Here is a 16,434-nt window from a genome sequence, read left to right on the forward strand (position 1 = left end):
TTGTTCAACACGAAACAGTGTGTCACGCTGAAGTGAACAATGCCGCTCAGGTTTTAGCTTTGCGGAAGCCGCCGACGAGTTCCTCCATGTCCCCCGGTATCGGCGCCTCGAACCTCATCGATAAATGGGTAGCCGGGTGCCGAAATGCAAGGAGCCAGGCATGCAAAGCTTGCCTGGAAAATGCCTTGACCTGGGTTTTCAGCGGCTCGGGCAGCCGGTTGGCCTTGGTGCGGAAGGCCTGGCCGTAATCCGGGTCGCCGATGACGGGGTGGCCGATATGAGCCATGTGGACGCGGATCTGGTGGGTGCGGCCGGTTTCCAGCCGGCATTCGACCAGGCTGGCGGCGGCGAACGGCTGCTGGTTTTCGCCGAAACGCTCCTTGACGGTGAAATGCGTGACGGCGTGGCGGGCGTCGTCACGGCCTTCCGGCACGACGGCGCGGCGCACGCGGTCGGCGGCACGGCCAAGCGGCGCGTCGACCGTTCCGGTCGGCCGCGACGGGATTCCCCAGACCAGCGCCAGATAAGCACGTTCGAGGTCGCCGGTGCGGCCGTGGTCGGCAAAGGCCTCCGACAGCGCCTTGTGGGCGCGGTCGGTCTTGGCCACCACCATGACGCCGCTGGTTTCCTTGTCCAGCCGATGGACGATGCCCGGCCGCCTGACGCCGCCAATGCCTGAGAGACTGTCGCCGCAGTGGTGGATCAGGGCATTGACCAGCGTGCCGGTCCAGTTGCCGGCGCCGGGATGGACGACGAGGCCGGCCGGCTTGTTGATGACGATCAACTCGTCGTCCTCATAAAGCACGTCGAGCGCGATGGCCTCGCCTTCCGGTTCGGCCGGTTCCGGCTCGGGCCTGACGACCGATACGCGCTCGCCGGCACTCATCTTGCGCTTGGTCTCGTCGACCGGCTTGCCGTCGATCGAAACGGCACCTTGCCGGATCAGCATCTGCACCCGGCTGCGCGACATGTCAGGCCCGAGGGCGCTCGCCAGCCATTGGTCGAGGCGCTGGCCGGCCGCTTCCGCGCCGGCTTCGAGCACGGTCGGCGCCGCCTCTATGAATTGTACAGCCTCTATCAATTCAGGGGTCTCTTCGTTATGAGCGCTCATCGAAAAAGTTCCGGAAAGTTCTGCCATGGCCCGGCCCGTTGCCGATGAAGAAGAAAAGCCGCTCGATCCCGAGATCGAAAAGGTGCGCGGCAGGCTCATCCGCTTCATGGCCATCAATCTCGGCCTGCTTTTGCTGGCCCTTATGGTGGTGATCGCGGCCATTGTCTACAAATCGCGCAGGGCGCCGCCCGCGAACCCGCCGCTCGCCAACGACATTCCAGTTCCGCCCGGCGAGCCGCTCGCGGCCGACATAGTGCTCCCGGTCGGAGCCAAGGTGATTAGCCAGGCTCTGTCGGGCAATCGCATTTCGATCGACGCCGAGCTCAGCGACGGCAGCCGCACCATCTTTGTCTACGACATCGCCGAGCGCCGTATCATCGGCCGCTTCGCCATCCGCAACAAATAGCCGGGCCGAAACAATGACCGGGTTTGCCGAACATCGCCGCATCGCAACCATCACGCTCGTCGTCGCCGACTATGACGAGGCGATCGCCTGGTATGTCGGCAAGCTTGGCTTTGTCCTCTGCGACGACATCGAGCTCGGCGACGGCAAGCGCTGGGTGACGGTAACGCCGGCGGTCGGGCAAGGGCCCCGGCTGCTTCTGGCGGAGGCGTTGGACGATGTGCAGAAGAGCCGCGTCGGCGACCAGACCGGAGGCCGCGTGGTTTTGTTTCTCGAAACCGATGATTTTGCCACGGACCATGCGACGATGCTGGAGAACGGCGTCGAGTTCCACGAAACGCCACGCCATGAGCCTTACGGCACCGTGGCGGTTTTCGCCGACCTCTATGGCAATCTGTGGGACCTGATCGAGCCGAAACGCTAGGTCCACGAACCGACATTGCACAGAAGCGGTCCGGCCGTTCGAAGCCAGTTGCTTTTTCCAAACCGTCAGCCTATATCGCCGGTTCTTGAACGCGCCCATCGTCTAGCGGTCAGGACACCGCCCTCTCACGGCGGGAACAGGGGTTCGATTCCCCTTGGGCGTACCAAGCAACGACTTTCCTTCCGCATCATCGAAAATTTCGGGCAGCAGCCGCGCGGATCGCGTGTGACCGCGAGGGTCGGCGGCATCAGCGAAATTCGGCAAGTCCGCGCACCCGAATACACCCAATTTAAGTCAGGCCGCGACGCTTGAAAGCGTAGCGATCTCTGTTACTTGCGGTGCGGGGATAGCATCTGCGGCAACGCGGATTTGGTTGGGCATAGCAGGCATGAATTCGGCAAAAATGATATGCCCGTGCTGTCACGGCAGCGGGCAGGTTTTCGATTGCTTGAAATGGCGTGAGTCGAAAGGGCATTGCTGCCCGCAAGGCACGCATCGGGCCGGCTGTCCCGGGCAGACCATGGCATGTGCCGAATGCGCGGGCCTGGGTACCCTGGCGGAGGCCGAACTCAGAGCCGTTGCGTAGCCTCAGGTCATGCAACCTTAAGCCTCTTTCACCATCCAGCGCCGGCAGTCTCCGCGAGCTTCTGGCGCGGCGCTGCCAATTGCACTAGCATCACTGTACGAAGCCTAGCCAAAGGGCTCTTTGCGGCGCGCAAGACGCCGGGGAACATAGGCGAGGGTCGGCGAGGAGGAGACCGATGCAGAAACTGCAGTCGCAGGGCGTCCATCACATCACGCTCGTCGGCGCCGGCCGCCAGACCTCGATCGATTTCTGGGAGGGCGTGCTCGGCATGCCGTTCATTTTCGAGCAACCCAATCTCGACAAGCCAAGCGAAAGCCATCTTTATTTCGATCCCGGCGACGGCAGGCTGATCACCGTCTTCACCGACGAGAGCCGCACGCCTGTCAAGCGGCGCACGCCCACCGAACCGGGCTGCGTCCATCATATTGCGTTCTCGGTGTCGCGCGTGACCTTCCTGCAGGCGGTCGCCCGGCTCGACGAGCGCGCCATCAAGCACAGCGGCGTCAAGGACCGCGGCTTCATGGATTCGATCTATTTCGAGGATCCGCTCGGCCTTTTGATCGAGCTGGCGTCCTACCGCTTCGAGCCGCCGGCCGGCTTCACCCACGCCGACGTCTTGATGCAGGCGCACAAGCTGCGCGTTGCGCGCGGCGACTACAACATCGCCGAAGTGCACCTTGCCGACGCGATCCAGACGCTGGTCGAACGGTCGCGCGCGACCTTGTCGGACGACCGGACGCCGAAGAATCCATACTGACGGCCAGCAAAGGGGGAGGACCATAATGGCAAAGACAGTGATCAAGAGCGCTGGGAAATCAGCGGCCAAGCTTGCGGCGAAAGCGGCTGCGAAGCCGGCGGCAAAAGCGGCCGTAAAGGCCGCGCCGAAGGCAGCCGCAAAGCCGGCCGCGAAAGCCGCGACAAAGCCGGCTGCCAAGAAATCCGCGCCGAAGGTCAAGGCGGCGAAAAAACCGGCGCTGAAGCTCTCGATGCTGAAGCCGAGCGTCAACAACATGACCGTCCGGGTGTTTGCCCGTGCGGCTGGGTTCGACGCCGCCGAGACCGACGCTTGGGGCCACACGCGCTCGCCCGAATATATGGCGCGCAATCCGGCGCATCTGACGCCGATGATCGAGGACAAGGGGCTGCCGCGCGGCGTGCTCTGGGAGAGCTGTGCCATCATGCAGTATCTCGCCAACAAGCACGGACTGGAGAAATTCTATCCCAAGGCGCCGGCCAAGCGGGCGATGGTCGACAGCGCCATGTTCTACCTGATCGGCACGCTCTACCCGTATGTGGCGCGCGCCACCTATCCGGCGCTGGGTTTTCCGCATTACGCCGGCGAGGTCGGCCATAGCGACGCTCATCCGGAGAAGAAGTCCGAGGCGCAGAAGGCCGCCATGGCCGCCATTGCCGAGCCGCTGGAGGTGTTTCACTCCTTCTTCAGGGACGGCAAGCCGTTCATCGGCGGCAAGCACCCGTCGATCGCCGACATACGCCTGGCATCGACGCTGGAGTTCCTGGCCGTCATCGACTATGCGCTGCCAAAATGGGCCAAGGAGTATGTCACGGCGATGGAGAAGAAACTCGGCCAGGCCTATGCCGAGCCGGCCGGCGACGTGCGCGGCTACATCGCCTATGTGAAGTCGCAGGCCAGCGCGCAACGCTAAGGATTCATTAACCAGAACGCTGTCTATTGAAGGCACCGCGCGACCACGGATGTACTGGCGCAAGGGTGAAGGGAAAGGTCGGCGCAATGCCGGCCTTTTGCTTTTCGCCGATGCGCCATCAGGCCCGTCTCATGCCGTAAAGTCCGACATCAGGCATATTGCCACAGTCTGCTTCGACCCTACCATCATGGTCGGCGGACGACACACGAGGAGCTTTGCGATGAAGGGCGTAGCGAGAGTGTTTGCGATTGCCGGTGTTGTGTTGGTCGGAGGCTACCCGTGCAATGCCGCGCCGCTCGACACGATGGCGGAGGTCGGCGATGCCATCCAGGCGTGCTGGACGCCGCCGGCGGGTGCTGGAAATGCCAGCGTCACCTTGAGCTTCAGCTTCAAGCGCGACGGCACGCTGATCGGTCCGCCGCGGCCGACGGCGATCAAGGTCGATGGCGATGCGGATACCAGGAAGTCGTTCGTCGACGCCGCAACCACTGCTCTGCAAAAGCGCCTGCCGTTGAGCTTCTCGCCGACGCTGGCGCAAGGCGTCGCAGGCAATGTCTTCACCGTGCAATTCGCTTCGCCCAAGCAGTAGGCGAGCGGGCGAGCGTTTCACCGTTTCACAGAAACGGCGACCCCCTCTCTCGTTGTCTTGACGCAATTCCCAGGGGAAAGCGCTACGCGCTTTTCGCGGAAAAACGACTCACACTTTTCCTGAAGTTGCTCTGATCAGTTGTGCGGGCGTCTGATATCGACATGCCGCTGCAGTTCCGGCGTCTCGAAGACGTAGTCGGCCCAGGCGGATTCCGGAATCTGTCCGGCCAGATAGCATTCCAGCAACAGGCTCTGTTCGGGATCGAGCGCTCTCGGCGCCCGCTCATGGTCCAGCCCCAGCGAGTGGAACAGGTTCCTGGTCAGGCCAGAGACAGTGAAGTGAATAGACATCTTCGTCTCCTTTGCCCGACACAACGCGAGACACCGGAGAAAGGTTTCATCCGCAAGGGCCGACAACGCGGGATCGATGATTGCGGCGGCCTGGGCTCGCCCAAGCCTGGCTACGTCTCAATCTTGAAACAAAAGTGTAATAGCGAATTTACAGGAACCGGCATAATACACTCGGGTGCAACGCCAGATCGCCGGCGCCGCGATTTCGCGCCGGGATACGTCCGGACTGCAGGCCAGGCTCGTCGCGCTCGGCTGCAGGCCCGCCGCCGGGCAACAAAGACAGCGTCCGGCTGGTGCCATGATCGGCAGCAATTCGATGCTGTTTTGCGTTCGTCTCTCCGACGGCTATTTCTTCCCGGCGCCGAAATCGCAGTTCGTGCAAGGCGGCGATGTCAAGGAGATGGTCGATCAGTGCCGCTACATCTGCGACGATGCCGGCGTCGACCTGTACATGCTCAGTGACCCAAGCCTTGAAACCGAAGAGATGGTCGCGCTCGATACGCGCACATCCTACAAGGACCTGCCGACGGCCTTCAAATATCGCGATGATGCGAACTTCAGGGCCTGCGACCTCAAGCGCTATCACCGGCGCGTTGCCGAGCTGAGAGCGCGCACGGTGACGCCAGCTAATATGGCCAACGCGATCATTCCTTTGCCGTCAGCGAAGCCGGATCTTGGCACCGTGGCGCAACTTCCCCAGCCTGGCGCAGACGCTGCAGAGGCCAGGGGCGCCGCCCAGCGACAACCGGTCGAGCCATTGGCCGGCTCGCGGCCGGTCAGGGTGGTCGGGCCGGCTTTCTTCCCGGTGGAGTAACCTGCGCCTAGAGCGTTTCACCGTTTCACCGAAACGGCGAACCGCTCTATGTCTTTGTTTTACGCAATTCCGGACGGAAAACCGTTTCACACTTTTCCTGGAATTGCACTAGTACCAGCTATTCGCAAACCATCCTGTAGCGTTTGCCGGGTTCGCTGACATTCTTGCAGGTGAGCGGATTGGCCGGTTCGGAAGCCATGCTGGGCGGGCTGGACCTGACGTGCCGCCTTGGCGCAGCTATTTGTGTTGTGTGCCTGCGTGCCGCGGGCCGGTAGGGCTCCTGCGGCGGCGGCGTCGGAAACACACCGGCTGCCGCCTGCATCCGGCTGGCCTCAGTCTGCGACGGATCGCGATCCCAGACCCGCCTGATATCGAGCGGCTTCGGGATCACCACCGTGCCGTCATAGCTGCGTGCGCAGCCGCTGCCCGCAAGCAGCGCCAGGCACAGGAAACAAGGCACGATCCAACCCGTCATCAGCAACACCCCCGCCGACTTATAGCCCGGCCGGGGTTCCGCCGACAACCGGCGGAATACCGCAGGGCAATGTGGCTCTGGCCGCAGTCTGGATTGGTTATGGTTAGCGGATCATTAATGCTTCTCGGGCAAATTCCGCCGGCGAACCGCTGAGGGGGTTCGGCCTTGGCTTTCGGGGTGGGAACGGGATGGCTGACGGGACTGTTGGAACACGCGGCGGACGCGGTTCCCGAAAAGGGGTGGTGAACGGCGAGGATACGTCCGTCGGGGGTTCGCCCGAAGCGCTGCGCGAACTGGTCGAGGCCGGCGCCGACTGGGTCTGGGAGACCGACGCCGAGCTGCGCTTTTCCTGGCTTTCGGAGAACTACCAGGCCGCCACCGGCATCGATCCCGCCAGCATTCTTGGCCGTTTCCGCTTCGATTTCCTCAAGCAGATGGTGCACGGCAATCGACACGCCGCCGCGCATCTGGAGGATCTGCAGGCGCATCGGCCGTTTCGCGACTTTGTTTATGAGTTGAAGGGCGGCCGTCCCGGCTGCCGCTGGGTTTCGATCACCGGTTCCCCGCGGTTCGACGGCGAAGGCGAATTCATCGGCTATCGCGGCATCGGCCGCAACGTCACGGCACTGGCCGGTGCGCTGGACGAACTGCGGCAGGACGAGAGCGATCCGCCGGCCGGGGAGGCCACGCAGCACCTCGCCGATCTCGAGCGGACGATGGATGCCATGCATATGGGCGTCGTGCTGCTTGACGAAAAGCTCGGCACACTCATCGTCAACAAGGCCTATCGCGAGCTCTCCAGGATTCCCGATGGCGCCGTCACTGTCGGCGCGCCGTTCAGTCTGTTGATGGAACTCAACCGCCGCAACGGCATCTACGGCGATCTCGATGAACAGCAGTGGCAGCACTACCTAGCCACCCGCATCGAGGAGATCAGCGCCGGCTCGGTTGCGCCACGCGAATTTCTCCATGCCAACGGCAGGACGATGATGTTCTCGGTGACGGCATTGTCCGGCGGCAAGCGGCTGTTGACCTACTACGACGTCTCCGAGCTCAAGCGTCGCGACGCAGAGATCGAGAGTGCCAACGCCAAAATCACGGAGACCTTCGCCAATCTTCGCACGATGGTCGACCAGATGCCGATCGGCGTGCTCGTCCTTGATGCGGACATGCGGGCGGAGGTGATCAACCGCGCCTTCTATGATTTCTGGGAAATCGATCCCCGACGCGCCAGGATCGGCTGCGGCTTCCGCGAACTGATGCAGGCCAGCCGCGATATGGACCCGTACGGTGCTGACGATGCGGAATGGCAGGACCACATCGCCGAGCGCGAAGCAGAAATCTCGGCCGGCCTGGTGGGCTCCAGGCAACTGCCACGCAATGACGGCCGTACGCTGATTGCATCGCTGGCGCCGCTCGCCGGCGGCAAAAGGCTGATCTCCTATGTCGACGTCACCAACATGAAGGATCGCGAGGCTGAACTCGCCCATGCGCTGGAGAAATCGCGGCTGGCCGAGGCGGTGATCAACGGCGTCAAGGACCCGATCTTCGTCAAGGACGACAATCTGCGTTTCGTCTTCGTCAATGAGGCGTTTTCGGCACTGTTCGGACAGAGCCCGCAAGCGATGCTGGGCAGGCCCGGCGGCGACTTCCTCAAGCAAAAGGACGCCGCGCAGTTCGAAGACAGCGAACGCGCCGTGCTGGCGACCGGCACGCCCTACGAGGTCGAGGAGACTTTCGACGCCGAGGGCGCCAGCCGCTCGCGCATCGTGCGCAAGAACCGCGTCGGCATGCCCAGCGGCCGCAACTATGTCGCCGGTTTCCTGTTCGACATCTCCGACATGAAGCGCCGCGAGACCGAAGCCGAAGACGCCCGCAAGAACCTCACCACGGTGCTGGAGTCGCTGCCGGCGGCCGTCATCATCTATGACCGCGACGACAAGTTCGTCTTTGCAAACCGCAAGCTGCAGGACACGCTGCCGGAGCTGAAACCGGCATGGCAGCCTGGCCGCAGCTTCCGCGCGGCCCTGGAACTTGGACATTCGGTCGGCTATTTCCGATCGAGCGGCGATCCAGAAATCGACAGGCTCTATGAAGGCGACCCCGATGTCTGGCTCAATGCCATCCTCGCCCGCTATCGCCTGCCCAACTCGTCCTATGAGCGCCTCAATGCGGACGGCCGCTGGTATCAGGTCTACGATATGCGCACCGAGGACGGCACCTTTATCGGCGTGCGCGTCGACATCTCGGAGATCAAGAGCCGCGAAAAGGCGCTGCAGGAAAGCATGCGCCAGATCGACCTGTTCCGCCACGTCATGGACGAACTGCCGGTCGCCGCCTTCATCAAGGCGCAGGATCTGAGCATGGAATTCGTCAACAAAGCCTGGTGCGCGCTGACCGGCATCCCCAAGGAGGAGGTCATCGGCCGGACCGATCTCCAGCTTTTCGGCATCGACGACGCCGAAACCTACACCCATGACGACACCGAGGTCGTCGTCACCGGGCGCGGCCGCGAGATCGAGGAGCCCGTTATCCATCGCGACGGCACGGTGCGGCAATTGATGACGCGCAAGAGCCGGCTGGTGGCGCTCGATGGGTCGGTGCACCTTGTCGGCTCCAGCACCGACATCACCGACGTCAAGGCGCGCGAGCAGGCGCTGGAAGAGAGCATGCGCGAGAACGAGGTGTTCCGCAATCTCATCGACAACGTGCCGGTGTCGATCTACGCCAAGCGCTCCGACCTCAGGCAGTTCTACGTCAACAAGGGCTGGTGCGACCTCACCGGCCTCCGCAGGGAAGACGCGATCGGCAAGACGGACATCGAGATTTTCGGCGAGGACGGCGAAGCCTTCGTCAACAGCGATCTCGCCGTGCTGCGCACAGGCGATACACAGGAGATCGAGGAAACGGTGACGCTTGCCGACGGCAGCGTGCGCCACCAGTTCGCCCGCAAGGGCGCGATGATCGCGTCCGACGGTTCGCTCTATCTGATTGGGTCGACCACCGACATCACCGAACTGAAGCTGCGCGAGGCCGAACTGCGCGAGGCGCGGCAGCGCGCCGTGTTGGCCGACCGCGCCAAGTCGGAATTCCTGGCCAATATGAGCCACGAAATCCGCACGCCGATGAACGGCGTACTCGGCATGGCCGAGTTGCTGGCCAAATCCGACCTCGATCCCAAGCAGAAGACGTTCACCGACATCATCGTCAAATCGGGTAACGCGCTCTTGACCATCATCAACGACATACTGGACTTCTCCAAGATCGATGCCGGACAGCTGGTGCTCGACCCTGCGCCCTTCAACCTGCCCGAAGCGATCGAGGATGTGGCGACGCTGATATCGACCCGCGCCAAGGAGAAGGACCTCGAGCTCATCGTGCGCGTCGAGCCGGGCCTGGGAAGCCTGTTCGTCGGCGATGTCGGTCGCATCAGGCAGATCGTCACCAATCTGGTCGGCAACGCGGTGAAGTTTACCGACGAAGGCCACGTGCTGGTCGACGTGACGGGACAAAGGGGGCCGACGGGGACAAAGCTGACCGTTTCGGTCACCGATACCGGCATCGGCATTCCGCAGCAGAAACTGAAGCTCGTCTTCGAAAAATTCAGTCAGGCCGACACCTCGTCGACCAGACGCCACGAAGGCACAGGGCTCGGGCTCGCCATCACCTCGCGGCTGGTCGAGTTGATGGGCGGCGAGATCGGTGTCGAGAGCGCCGAAGGCAAGGGCTCGACCTTCTGGTTCACCGTGACATTGCCCAGGGCCGAGGAACGGACCGGACGGCGGATCATGCCGGTCGACGTGACCGGCTCACGGGTGCTGATCGTCGACGACAATGCCGTCAACCGATCGATCCTGAGCGAGCAGATGGCGTCATGGACCTTCGATTCCTGCGCCGCCGAAAGCGGACCCGAAGGGCTCAAGGTGCTGGTCGCCGCGGCTGCCTACGGCGTGCCGGTCGACTGCGTCGTGCTCGATTATCAGATGCCGGGGATGAGCGGCGCCGAAATGGCGCGCGTCGTGCGCAGCACCGCAGGGCTGGCCGACACGCCGATCATCATGCTGACTTCGGTCGACCAGTCGCTCGCCAACACCAGCTATCGCGATCTCGGCATCGACGCCCAGCTAATCAAGCCGGCGCGTTCCTCGGTGCTTCTGGAAACGCTGGTCGCCACCATCCAGCGGCACCATCACAATATCACAGACGGCCGTGTGCTGCCGGCGGCAAGCAGCGGTTCCGGCGGCGGCAGGAACGAACCGTCGCCGGCAAAGCCGCCGCTCGCTGCCTCGGAACGCGCCCTGCTGCAACCGCCGCCGGTTCGTGCCCGCGCCCGGGCCGCCGGGGATGAACGCCGGCTCGACATCCTCGTTGCGGAGGACAATGAAGTGAACCAGATGGTGTTCACCCAGATAATCGGCGAAACCGGCTACAGTTTCGAAATCGTCGGCAACGGCCGCAAGGCGCTTGATGCCTTCGGCCGGCTTAATCCGCGCATGATCCTGATGGACGTCTCGATGCCGGAGATGAACGGGCTCGAGGCCACCGCCGCAATTCGCCGGCTGGAAGAACATACGGGTATGCATATCCCGATCGTCGGCGTCACCGCGCATGCCTTGAAGGGCGACCGTGAGCGCTGCCTGGAAGCCGGCATGGACGACTATCTGCCCAAGCCGATCAGCCCCAGGGCGCTGCTCGAAAAGGTCGAGCGCTGGGTCGGCATATCAGGCGAAGCCCAACGAGACGCTGGATAGCAACCTGCGGCGCCGGCCGGGATTCGGCCGCGCCGCAACAGCCAAGGCTATGGTGCGATCGCACCATATCAAAGCTGGCGCCCAGTCAGGACAATGGTCGCAACGAAACCGCTCATTCAGTTACGGGCGGGAGCAAGCGACCGCCGACAAGAAACAGCGTCGAATCTACCCCAACGGACCTGTTTTTGGCGATGGCTCGGCCAAGATTCGCTCTGGCCACGGGCAACGCGCTCCCGTCCGGTTTTTCTTTCTCGGCATCGCGGCCTGCGATCTGCCGGGACTTGATGCCAGCACGAATCGCGCAAGCGTCTGATTCCAGCGGCAACTTCCATCCCCACAAACCGGCTTAAAGGCTGCGGCTCACGAGGCGTCTGTGCGACGTTACCGGGCTGACACGAAACTGTCATGCGACTGTAATAATCGAAGGCTATTGGCCTCAGCGGGCGCCGGTTTGAAGAGGGCGCCAAGAGACCATCTTCCGAACAGGAGCAGGCCACATGAAGAAATTCCTCGTTACGGCATCGGCCGTGGCGGTAGCGTTCGCCGCATCGTCCGGTGTCGCCGCTGCGCGTGACCAGATCCAGGTCGCCGGTTCGTCGACCGTGCTGCCTTACGCCAAGATCGTCGCCGAGCAGTTCGGCGAAACCTTCACCAGCTTCAAGACCCCGGTGGTCGAGTCCGGCGGCAGTGGCGCCGGTATCAAGGAGTTCTGCAAGGGGGTCGGCGAAGACACGATCGACATCGCCAACTCCTCGCGCCCGATCAAGAAGGACGAGCTGAAGTCCTGCGCCGACGCCGGCGTCAAGGACGTCCAGGAAGTCCGCATCGGCTATGACGGCATCGTCTTTGCCACCGACATCAAGGGTCCGGACTGGGCGCTGGTTCCCGCCGACATCTACAAGGCGCTCGCCGCCAAGCTGGTGGTCGACGGCAAGCTGGTCGACAACCCGAACACCAAGTGGAACCAGGTCAATCCGAAGCTGCCCGACTGGGATATCGCCGCCTATATCCCGGGTGAGAAGCACGGCACCCGTGAAGTGTTCGAGACCAAGCTGCTCGACGCCGGCTGCGACAAGGCCGCTTTGAAGGCTGCCGGCATCGCCGACGACAAGGAAATCGGCAAGACCTGCATCGCCATCCGCAAAGACGGCAAGGCTGTCGACATTGACGGCGACTACACCGAGACGCTGGCCCGCATCGACTCCAACAAGACCGGCGTTGGCGTGTTCGGCCTCGCCTTCTACGAGAACAATGCCGACAAGCTGAAGGTCGCTACCGTGGAAGGCATCGTGCCTTCGACGCAGACCATCGCCGATGGCACGTACCCCGTGTCGCGGCCGTTGTTCTTCTACGTCAAGAAGGCGCATCTGGGCGTCGTTCCCGGCCTCAAGGAATATGTCGAGTTCTTCCTTGATGACCAGATGATCGGCCCGGAAAGCCCGCTCGCCCAGTACGGCCTGGTTTCCGCTCCCGACGCCGAACGTCAGGGCCAGCGCGACGCCTTCGCCGCTGGAAAGACAATGTAATCAACGGACGGATCAGGGCGCGGATGAACTCCGCGCCCTGACTTCGCCGCTTGCCGCAACGGCTGCGGCGATCTGAATTTTCCCTGGGGTGGGTGATGTCGTCCTTGCTCGTACTCGCCATAGTCATCGCCATAGGCGTGGTCGCTTTTGTGGTCGGCCGCCAGCGCGCAGCGGCGCAGGATACCGGCAAGGTCAAGCCGCATTCGCGCGCGCATTATCATGGCTGGTGGGCCTTTCTGCTCGCGGTCCTGCCTGCCGTCCTTTTGCTCGCCGTCTGGGATATCGGCTCTTCCTTCTATCTCGACCGGCATATCCATGCCGCTTTGCCCGAGCGCACCGCCGACACAAAGGTGGCCAGCGAAGCGCTCGACGCCAGCCTGGTGAAGAGCCTGGCCAAGGGCCTGCGCCGGCTCGATGGCGATATCGCACTTCCCGCTACTTTCGCCGAATTGCAGCCGCTGCTCGCCGCCAAGGGCGTGGCACTGGCCAGTGACACCCAGGACTATATGATCCCGATCGCGGTCGAGGCGAACCAGGTCCAGGACCGGCTCGGCCTGTTCAGCGCCGTGCTGACCTTCGCGCTGTCGGTCGCCGGCGCCTTCTATGCGCTGAGGCAGATCGCGCCGCGCGCCAGGGCGCGCAACAACGTCGAGAAGCTGATGCTGTGGGGGCTGCTTGCGGCCTCGACCATCGCCATCCTGACCACGGTCGGCATCGTGCTGTCGATGCTGTTCCAGACCATCACCTTCTTCGAGAGCGTGTCGCCGATGAGCTTCTTCTTCGGCACGGTGTGGGATCCGCGTTTCGCCGCCGCCGGTTCCGGCGGCAGCCAGGGTCAGTTCGGCCTGATCCCGCTTCTCGCCGGCACGCTCTACATCGCCGCCGTCGCCCTTCTGGTGGCAGTGCCGGTCGGGCTGATGTCGGCGGTCTACATGTCCGAATATGCCTCGCGCGGTGTGCGCTCGGTGGTCAAGCCGGCGTTGGAACTGCTGGCCGGCATTCCGACCATCGTCTACGGCATCTTCGCCGTTGTCACGCTCGGACCGTTCTTGCGCGACCTGTCGGCGGCACTCACCGGCGGCTCGCCCTTCATCCAGGGCCAGAGCATCTTCACCGCCGGTCTGGTGATGGGCGTCATGCTGATCCCGGTCGTGTCCTCTTTGTCCGACGACATCATCACCGCGGTGCCGCGCGCAATGCGTGACGGCTCGCTCGGCCTCGGCGCCACGCGCTCCGAGACGATCAAGCGGGTGATCCTGCCGGCGGCACTGCCCGGCATCGTCGGCGCCATCCTGTTGACGGCGTCGCGCGCCATCGGCGAGACGATGATCGTCGTGCTGGCGGCGGGCGTCGCCGCCAATCTGACGGCCAATCCGTTCGAGGCGATGACGACCATCACCGTCAAGATCGTCAACCAGCTGACCGGCGATCTCGAGTTCAACTCGCCGCAGACGCTGGTCGCCTTCGCGCTCGGCCTGACGCTGTTCGCGCTGACGCTGGTGATGAACATCGTCGCCCTCTACATCGTGCGCAAGTACCGGGAGCAGTACGAATGACCGACATCCCCCTGGACACGATGGCGGGTGCCGTCGCGCGTCCGCGCCGCGACATCGGGCTGAAGGCGCGCTATGCCGCCGAACGCCGGTTCCGCATCTATGGCGTGATTGCGATCTCGGTGGGCCTGGCGTTCCTGGCCATCATGCTGATCACCATCGTCTCGAAAGGCTACACCGCCTTCTGGCAGACGACGGTGACGCTTCCGATCACCTTCGATGAGAAGGTCATCGACCCCTCGAACAAGCGTGCCACAGACCCGAATGTGCTGATCAAGGCGAACTATCCCAAGCTCGCCGAAAACGCGCTGGTGGCCAAGCTCGGCATCGATCCGGCCAACAAGCCGATGATGCTGAAGCTCAAGGGCTTCCTGTCGGAAGGCGCCCGCGTCCAGCTGCGCGACATCGTCTCCGCCGATCCGTCGGTGATCGGCACGACGCGTGACGTCGACATCCTGGCCGCCGCCAATCTCGACTCGGCCTTCAAGGGCCAGATCGACCTCGGCGTCGATGAAGCGCGCCGCAAGGTGTCCAACCAGCAGATCGACTGGATGAACAAGCTTAAAGCCGACGGCGTGATGGCCGAGCATTTCAACACCGGCCTGTTCACCTATGGCGCCTCCAGCCGGCCCGAAACGTCGGGCATGGGCGTGGCCATCATCGGTTCGTTCTACATGATGGTGATCGTGCTGTTGCTGGCGCTGCCGATCGGCGTCGCCGCCTCGATCTATCTGGAGGAGTTCGCCAAGAAGAACCGCTTTACGGACCTGATCGAAGTCAACATCAACAATCTCGCGGCGGTGCCGTCGATCGTCTTCGGTCTGCTTGGCCTTGCCGTGTTCATCAACTTCCTCGGCATGCCGCGCTCGGCTTCCTTCGTCGGCGGCCTGGTGCTGACCTTGATGACATTGCCGACCATAATCATCGCCACGCGCGCCGCCCTTGCCGCGGTGCCGCCGTCGATCCGCTCGGCGGCCCTAGGTCTCGGCGCCTCCAAGATGCAGATGGTGTTCCATCACATCCTGCCGCTTGCCGCCCCAGGCATCCTTACCGGCACCATCATCGGCCTGGCGCGTGCGCTCGGCGAGACAGCACCGCTGCTCTTGATCGGCATGGTCGCTTTCGTCGCCGATTATCCGACGACGCCTTTCGATCCGGCGACCGCGCTGCCGGTTCAGATCTATATGTGGGCAAACGAGGCTGAGCGCGCTTTTGTCGAGCGCATGTCCGGCGCCATCATCATCCTGCTCGTCTTCCTCATGGCCATGAACATCACTGCGATCGTGCTCCGGCGCCGGTTCGAGCGGCGCTGGTAGAAAAAAGGCAATTTGGTATGAACATCATGACCGAACAGTCCCTTGAGAATGCAGTGGGCGACAAAATGAACGCCAAGTCGAACGAAGTCATCAAGATGCGCGGCGACAAGGTCGGCGTGTTCTATGGCGACAAGCAGGCGTTGTTCGACGTCAATCTCGACGTCCGCCAGAACCAGGTGACGGCGCTGATCGGCCCCTCCGGCTGCGGCAAGTCGACCTTCTTGCGCTGCCTCAACCGCATGAACGACACCATCGATTCGGCGCGGGTGACCGGCAAGATCACGCTCGATGAAGACGACATCTACGACAAGAACATCGATGTCGTCGAACTGCGCGCACGCGTCGGCATGGTGTTCCAGAAACCCAACCCGTTCCCGAAGTCCATCTACGAGAACGTCGCCTACGGCCCGCGCATCCATGGGCTGGCCAAGCGCAAGTCCGACATGGACCAGATCGTCGAGCAGAGCCTGAAGAAGGCGGCGATCTGGAACGAGGTCAAGGACCGCCTGCAGGAGCCCGGCACCGGCCTGTCCGGCGGCCAGCAGCAGCGCCTGTGCATCGCGCGCGCCATCGCCGTGTCGCCGGAGGTGATCCTGATGGACGAGCCCTGCTCGGCGCTCGATCCGATCGCCACCGCCCGTGTCGAGGAGCTGATAGACGAGCTGCGCCAGAACTACACGATCGTCATCGTCACCCATTCGATGCAGCAGGCGGCGCGCGTCTCGCAGCGCACGGCGATGTTCCATCTCGGCTATCTCGTCGAGGAGGGCGCCACCGACAAGATGTTCACCAACCCCGACGACAAGCGCACCCAGGACTACATTACCGGCCGCTTCGGCTGAGCCGTCCGGCGGGTGAATTTTCAGGCA

14 protein-coding genes and 1 tRNA gene are annotated in these 16,434 nt (G+C 63.2%); 12 read left to right on the forward strand and 3 right to left on the reverse strand.

The genetic code is table 11. The annotated features are described in order from the left end of the window. Positions 1-46 precede the first annotated feature (46 nt). Positions 47-1,111: an RluA family pseudouridine synthase gene (locus tag NKH38_RS19345; protein WP_352762166.1), complete on the reverse strand. Its 1,065-nt coding sequence runs from the start codon at positions 1,109-1,111 to the stop codon at positions 47-49. Positions 1,112-1,136: 25 nt separating this feature from the next. On the opposite strand from NKH38_RS19345, the gene NKH38_RS19350 reads away from it, so the two are divergent. The 6 genes from NKH38_RS19350 to NKH38_RS19375 all read left to right on the forward strand — a co-directional run bounded on the left by NKH38_RS19350 (position 1,137) and on the right by NKH38_RS19375 (position 4,780). Further along, positions 1,137-1,517, forward strand: a complete 381-nt coding sequence (locus NKH38_RS19350; protein ID WP_023670122.1) for a hypothetical protein — start codon at positions 1,137-1,139, stop codon at positions 1,515-1,517. A gap of 13 nt (positions 1,518-1,530) precedes the next feature. Then, positions 1,531-1,938, forward strand: coding sequence for a VOC family protein (locus NKH38_RS19355; RefSeq protein WP_023670121.1), 408 nt, complete (start codon positions 1,531-1,533; stop codon positions 1,936-1,938). A 91-nt stretch (positions 1,939-2,029) separates the two neighbouring features. Then, a tRNA-Glu gene (locus NKH38_RS19360) sits at positions 2,030-2,104 on the forward strand. Positions 2,105-2,699: 595 nt separating this feature from the next. Then, positions 2,700-3,281 (forward strand): VOC family protein, encoded by a 582-nt coding sequence (locus NKH38_RS19365; RefSeq protein WP_023711666.1) that lies wholly within the window; start codon positions 2,700-2,702, stop codon positions 3,279-3,281. A gap of 25 nt (positions 3,282-3,306) precedes the next feature. Beyond that, positions 3,307-4,191, forward strand: coding sequence for a glutathione S-transferase family protein (locus tag NKH38_RS19370; protein WP_352762167.1), 885 nt, complete (start codon positions 3,307-3,309; stop codon positions 4,189-4,191). A 220-nt stretch (positions 4,192-4,411) separates the two neighbouring features. Beyond that, a complete protein-coding gene (locus NKH38_RS19375; RefSeq protein WP_352762168.1) occupies positions 4,412-4,780 on the forward strand; it encodes a UCP034077 family protein in 369 nt (122 codons plus the stop codon). A 134-nt stretch (positions 4,781-4,914) separates the two neighbouring features. Here the strand turns inward: NKH38_RS19375 and NKH38_RS19380 are convergent, their stop codons facing one another. Continuing rightward, positions 4,915-5,130: a hypothetical protein gene (locus NKH38_RS19380; RefSeq protein WP_023690098.1), complete on the reverse strand. Its 216-nt coding sequence runs from the start codon at positions 5,128-5,130 to the stop codon at positions 4,915-4,917. Positions 5,131-5,428: 298 nt separating this feature from the next. Between NKH38_RS19380 and NKH38_RS19385 the strand changes: the two genes are divergently transcribed. Beyond that, entirely contained in the window at positions 5,429-5,944 is a 516-nt protein-coding gene (locus NKH38_RS19385; protein ID WP_352762169.1) for a DUF2865 domain-containing protein, read from the forward strand. Between the two features lie 118 nt (positions 5,945-6,062). Here NKH38_RS19385 and NKH38_RS19390 read toward each other — a convergent pair whose 3' ends face one another. Beyond that, complete coding sequence (locus NKH38_RS19390) at positions 6,063-6,419, reverse strand: hypothetical protein (RefSeq protein WP_023693676.1); 357 nt, start codon at positions 6,417-6,419, stop codon at positions 6,063-6,065. Between the two features lie 188 nt (positions 6,420-6,607). Here NKH38_RS19390 and NKH38_RS19395 point away from each other — a divergent pair, with 188 nt between their 5' ends. The 5 genes from NKH38_RS19395 to pstB all read left to right on the forward strand — a co-directional run bounded on the left by NKH38_RS19395 (position 6,608) and on the right by pstB (position 16,407). Next, positions 6,608-11,170, forward strand: coding sequence for a PAS domain-containing hybrid sensor histidine kinase/response regulator (locus NKH38_RS19395; protein ID WP_502896612.1), 4,563 nt, complete (start codon positions 6,608-6,610; stop codon positions 11,168-11,170). Between the two features lie 497 nt (positions 11,171-11,667). Continuing rightward, a complete protein-coding gene (locus tag NKH38_RS19400) occupies positions 11,668-12,696 on the forward strand; it encodes a substrate-binding domain-containing protein (RefSeq protein ID WP_023806533.1) in 1,029 nt (342 codons plus the stop codon). 95 nt (positions 12,697-12,791) lie between these two features. Beyond that, complete coding sequence (pstC, locus tag NKH38_RS19405; protein WP_352762171.1) at positions 12,792-14,252, forward strand: phosphate ABC transporter permease subunit PstC; 1,461 nt, start codon at positions 12,792-12,794, stop codon at positions 14,250-14,252. Then, positions 14,249-15,565 carry a phosphate ABC transporter permease PstA gene (gene pstA, locus NKH38_RS19410; RefSeq protein WP_352762172.1) on the forward strand — a complete coding sequence of 439 codons (1,317 nt, stop codon included), beginning with the start codon at positions 14,249-14,251 and terminating at the stop codon, positions 15,563-15,565. The genes pstC and pstA overlap by 4 nt, the downstream gene beginning before the upstream one ends. A 17-nt stretch (positions 15,566-15,582) precedes the next feature. Further along, positions 15,583-16,407, forward strand: a complete 825-nt coding sequence (gene pstB, locus NKH38_RS19415; RefSeq protein ID WP_352656901.1) for a phosphate ABC transporter ATP-binding protein PstB — start codon at positions 15,583-15,585, stop codon at positions 16,405-16,407. Positions 16,408-16,434: the final 27 nt, after the last annotated feature.

Source organism: Mesorhizobium sp. M1078, assembly GCF_040318615.1.
Classification (GTDB): Bacteria; Pseudomonadota; Alphaproteobacteria; order Rhizobiales; family Rhizobiaceae; genus Mesorhizobium.

Excerpts from the sequence above, each read along its gene's own strand:
- NKH38_RS19345 (WP_352762166.1), bottom strand. The coding sequence starts at position 1,111 with ATGAGCGCTCATAACGAAGAGACCCCTGAATTGATAGAGGCTGTACAA.
- NKH38_RS19350 (WP_023670122.1), top strand. The coding sequence starts at position 1,137 with ATGGCCCGGCCCGTTGCCGATGAAGAAGAAAAGCCGCTCGATCCCGAG.
- NKH38_RS19355 (WP_023670121.1), top strand. The coding sequence starts at position 1,531 with ATGACCGGGTTTGCCGAACATCGCCGCATCGCAACCATCACGCTCGTC.
- NKH38_RS19365 (WP_023711666.1), top strand. The coding sequence starts at position 2,700 with ATGCAGAAACTGCAGTCGCAGGGCGTCCATCACATCACGCTCGTCGGC.
- NKH38_RS19370 (WP_352762167.1), top strand. The coding sequence starts at position 3,307 with ATGGCAAAGACAGTGATCAAGAGCGCTGGGAAATCAGCGGCCAAGCTT.
- NKH38_RS19375 (WP_352762168.1), top strand. The coding sequence starts at position 4,412 with ATGAAGGGCGTAGCGAGAGTGTTTGCGATTGCCGGTGTTGTGTTGGTC.
- NKH38_RS19380 (WP_023690098.1), bottom strand. The coding sequence starts at position 5,130 with ATGTCTATTCACTTCACTGTCTCTGGCCTGACCAGGAACCTGTTCCAC.
- NKH38_RS19385 (WP_352762169.1), top strand. The coding sequence starts at position 5,429 with ATGATCGGCAGCAATTCGATGCTGTTTTGCGTTCGTCTCTCCGACGGC.
- NKH38_RS19390 (WP_023693676.1), bottom strand. The coding sequence starts at position 6,419 with ATGACGGGTTGGATCGTGCCTTGTTTCCTGTGCCTGGCGCTGCTTGCG.
- NKH38_RS19395 (WP_502896612.1), top strand. The coding sequence starts at position 6,608 with ATGGCTGACGGGACTGTTGGAACACGCGGCGGACGCGGTTCCCGAAAA.
- NKH38_RS19400 (WP_023806533.1), top strand. The coding sequence starts at position 11,668 with ATGAAGAAATTCCTCGTTACGGCATCGGCCGTGGCGGTAGCGTTCGCC.
- pstC (WP_352762171.1), top strand. The coding sequence starts at position 12,792 with ATGTCGTCCTTGCTCGTACTCGCCATAGTCATCGCCATAGGCGTGGTC.
- pstA (WP_352762172.1), top strand. The coding sequence starts at position 14,249 with ATGACCGACATCCCCCTGGACACGATGGCGGGTGCCGTCGCGCGTCCG.
- pstB (WP_352656901.1), top strand. The coding sequence starts at position 15,583 with ATGAACATCATGACCGAACAGTCCCTTGAGAATGCAGTGGGCGACAAA.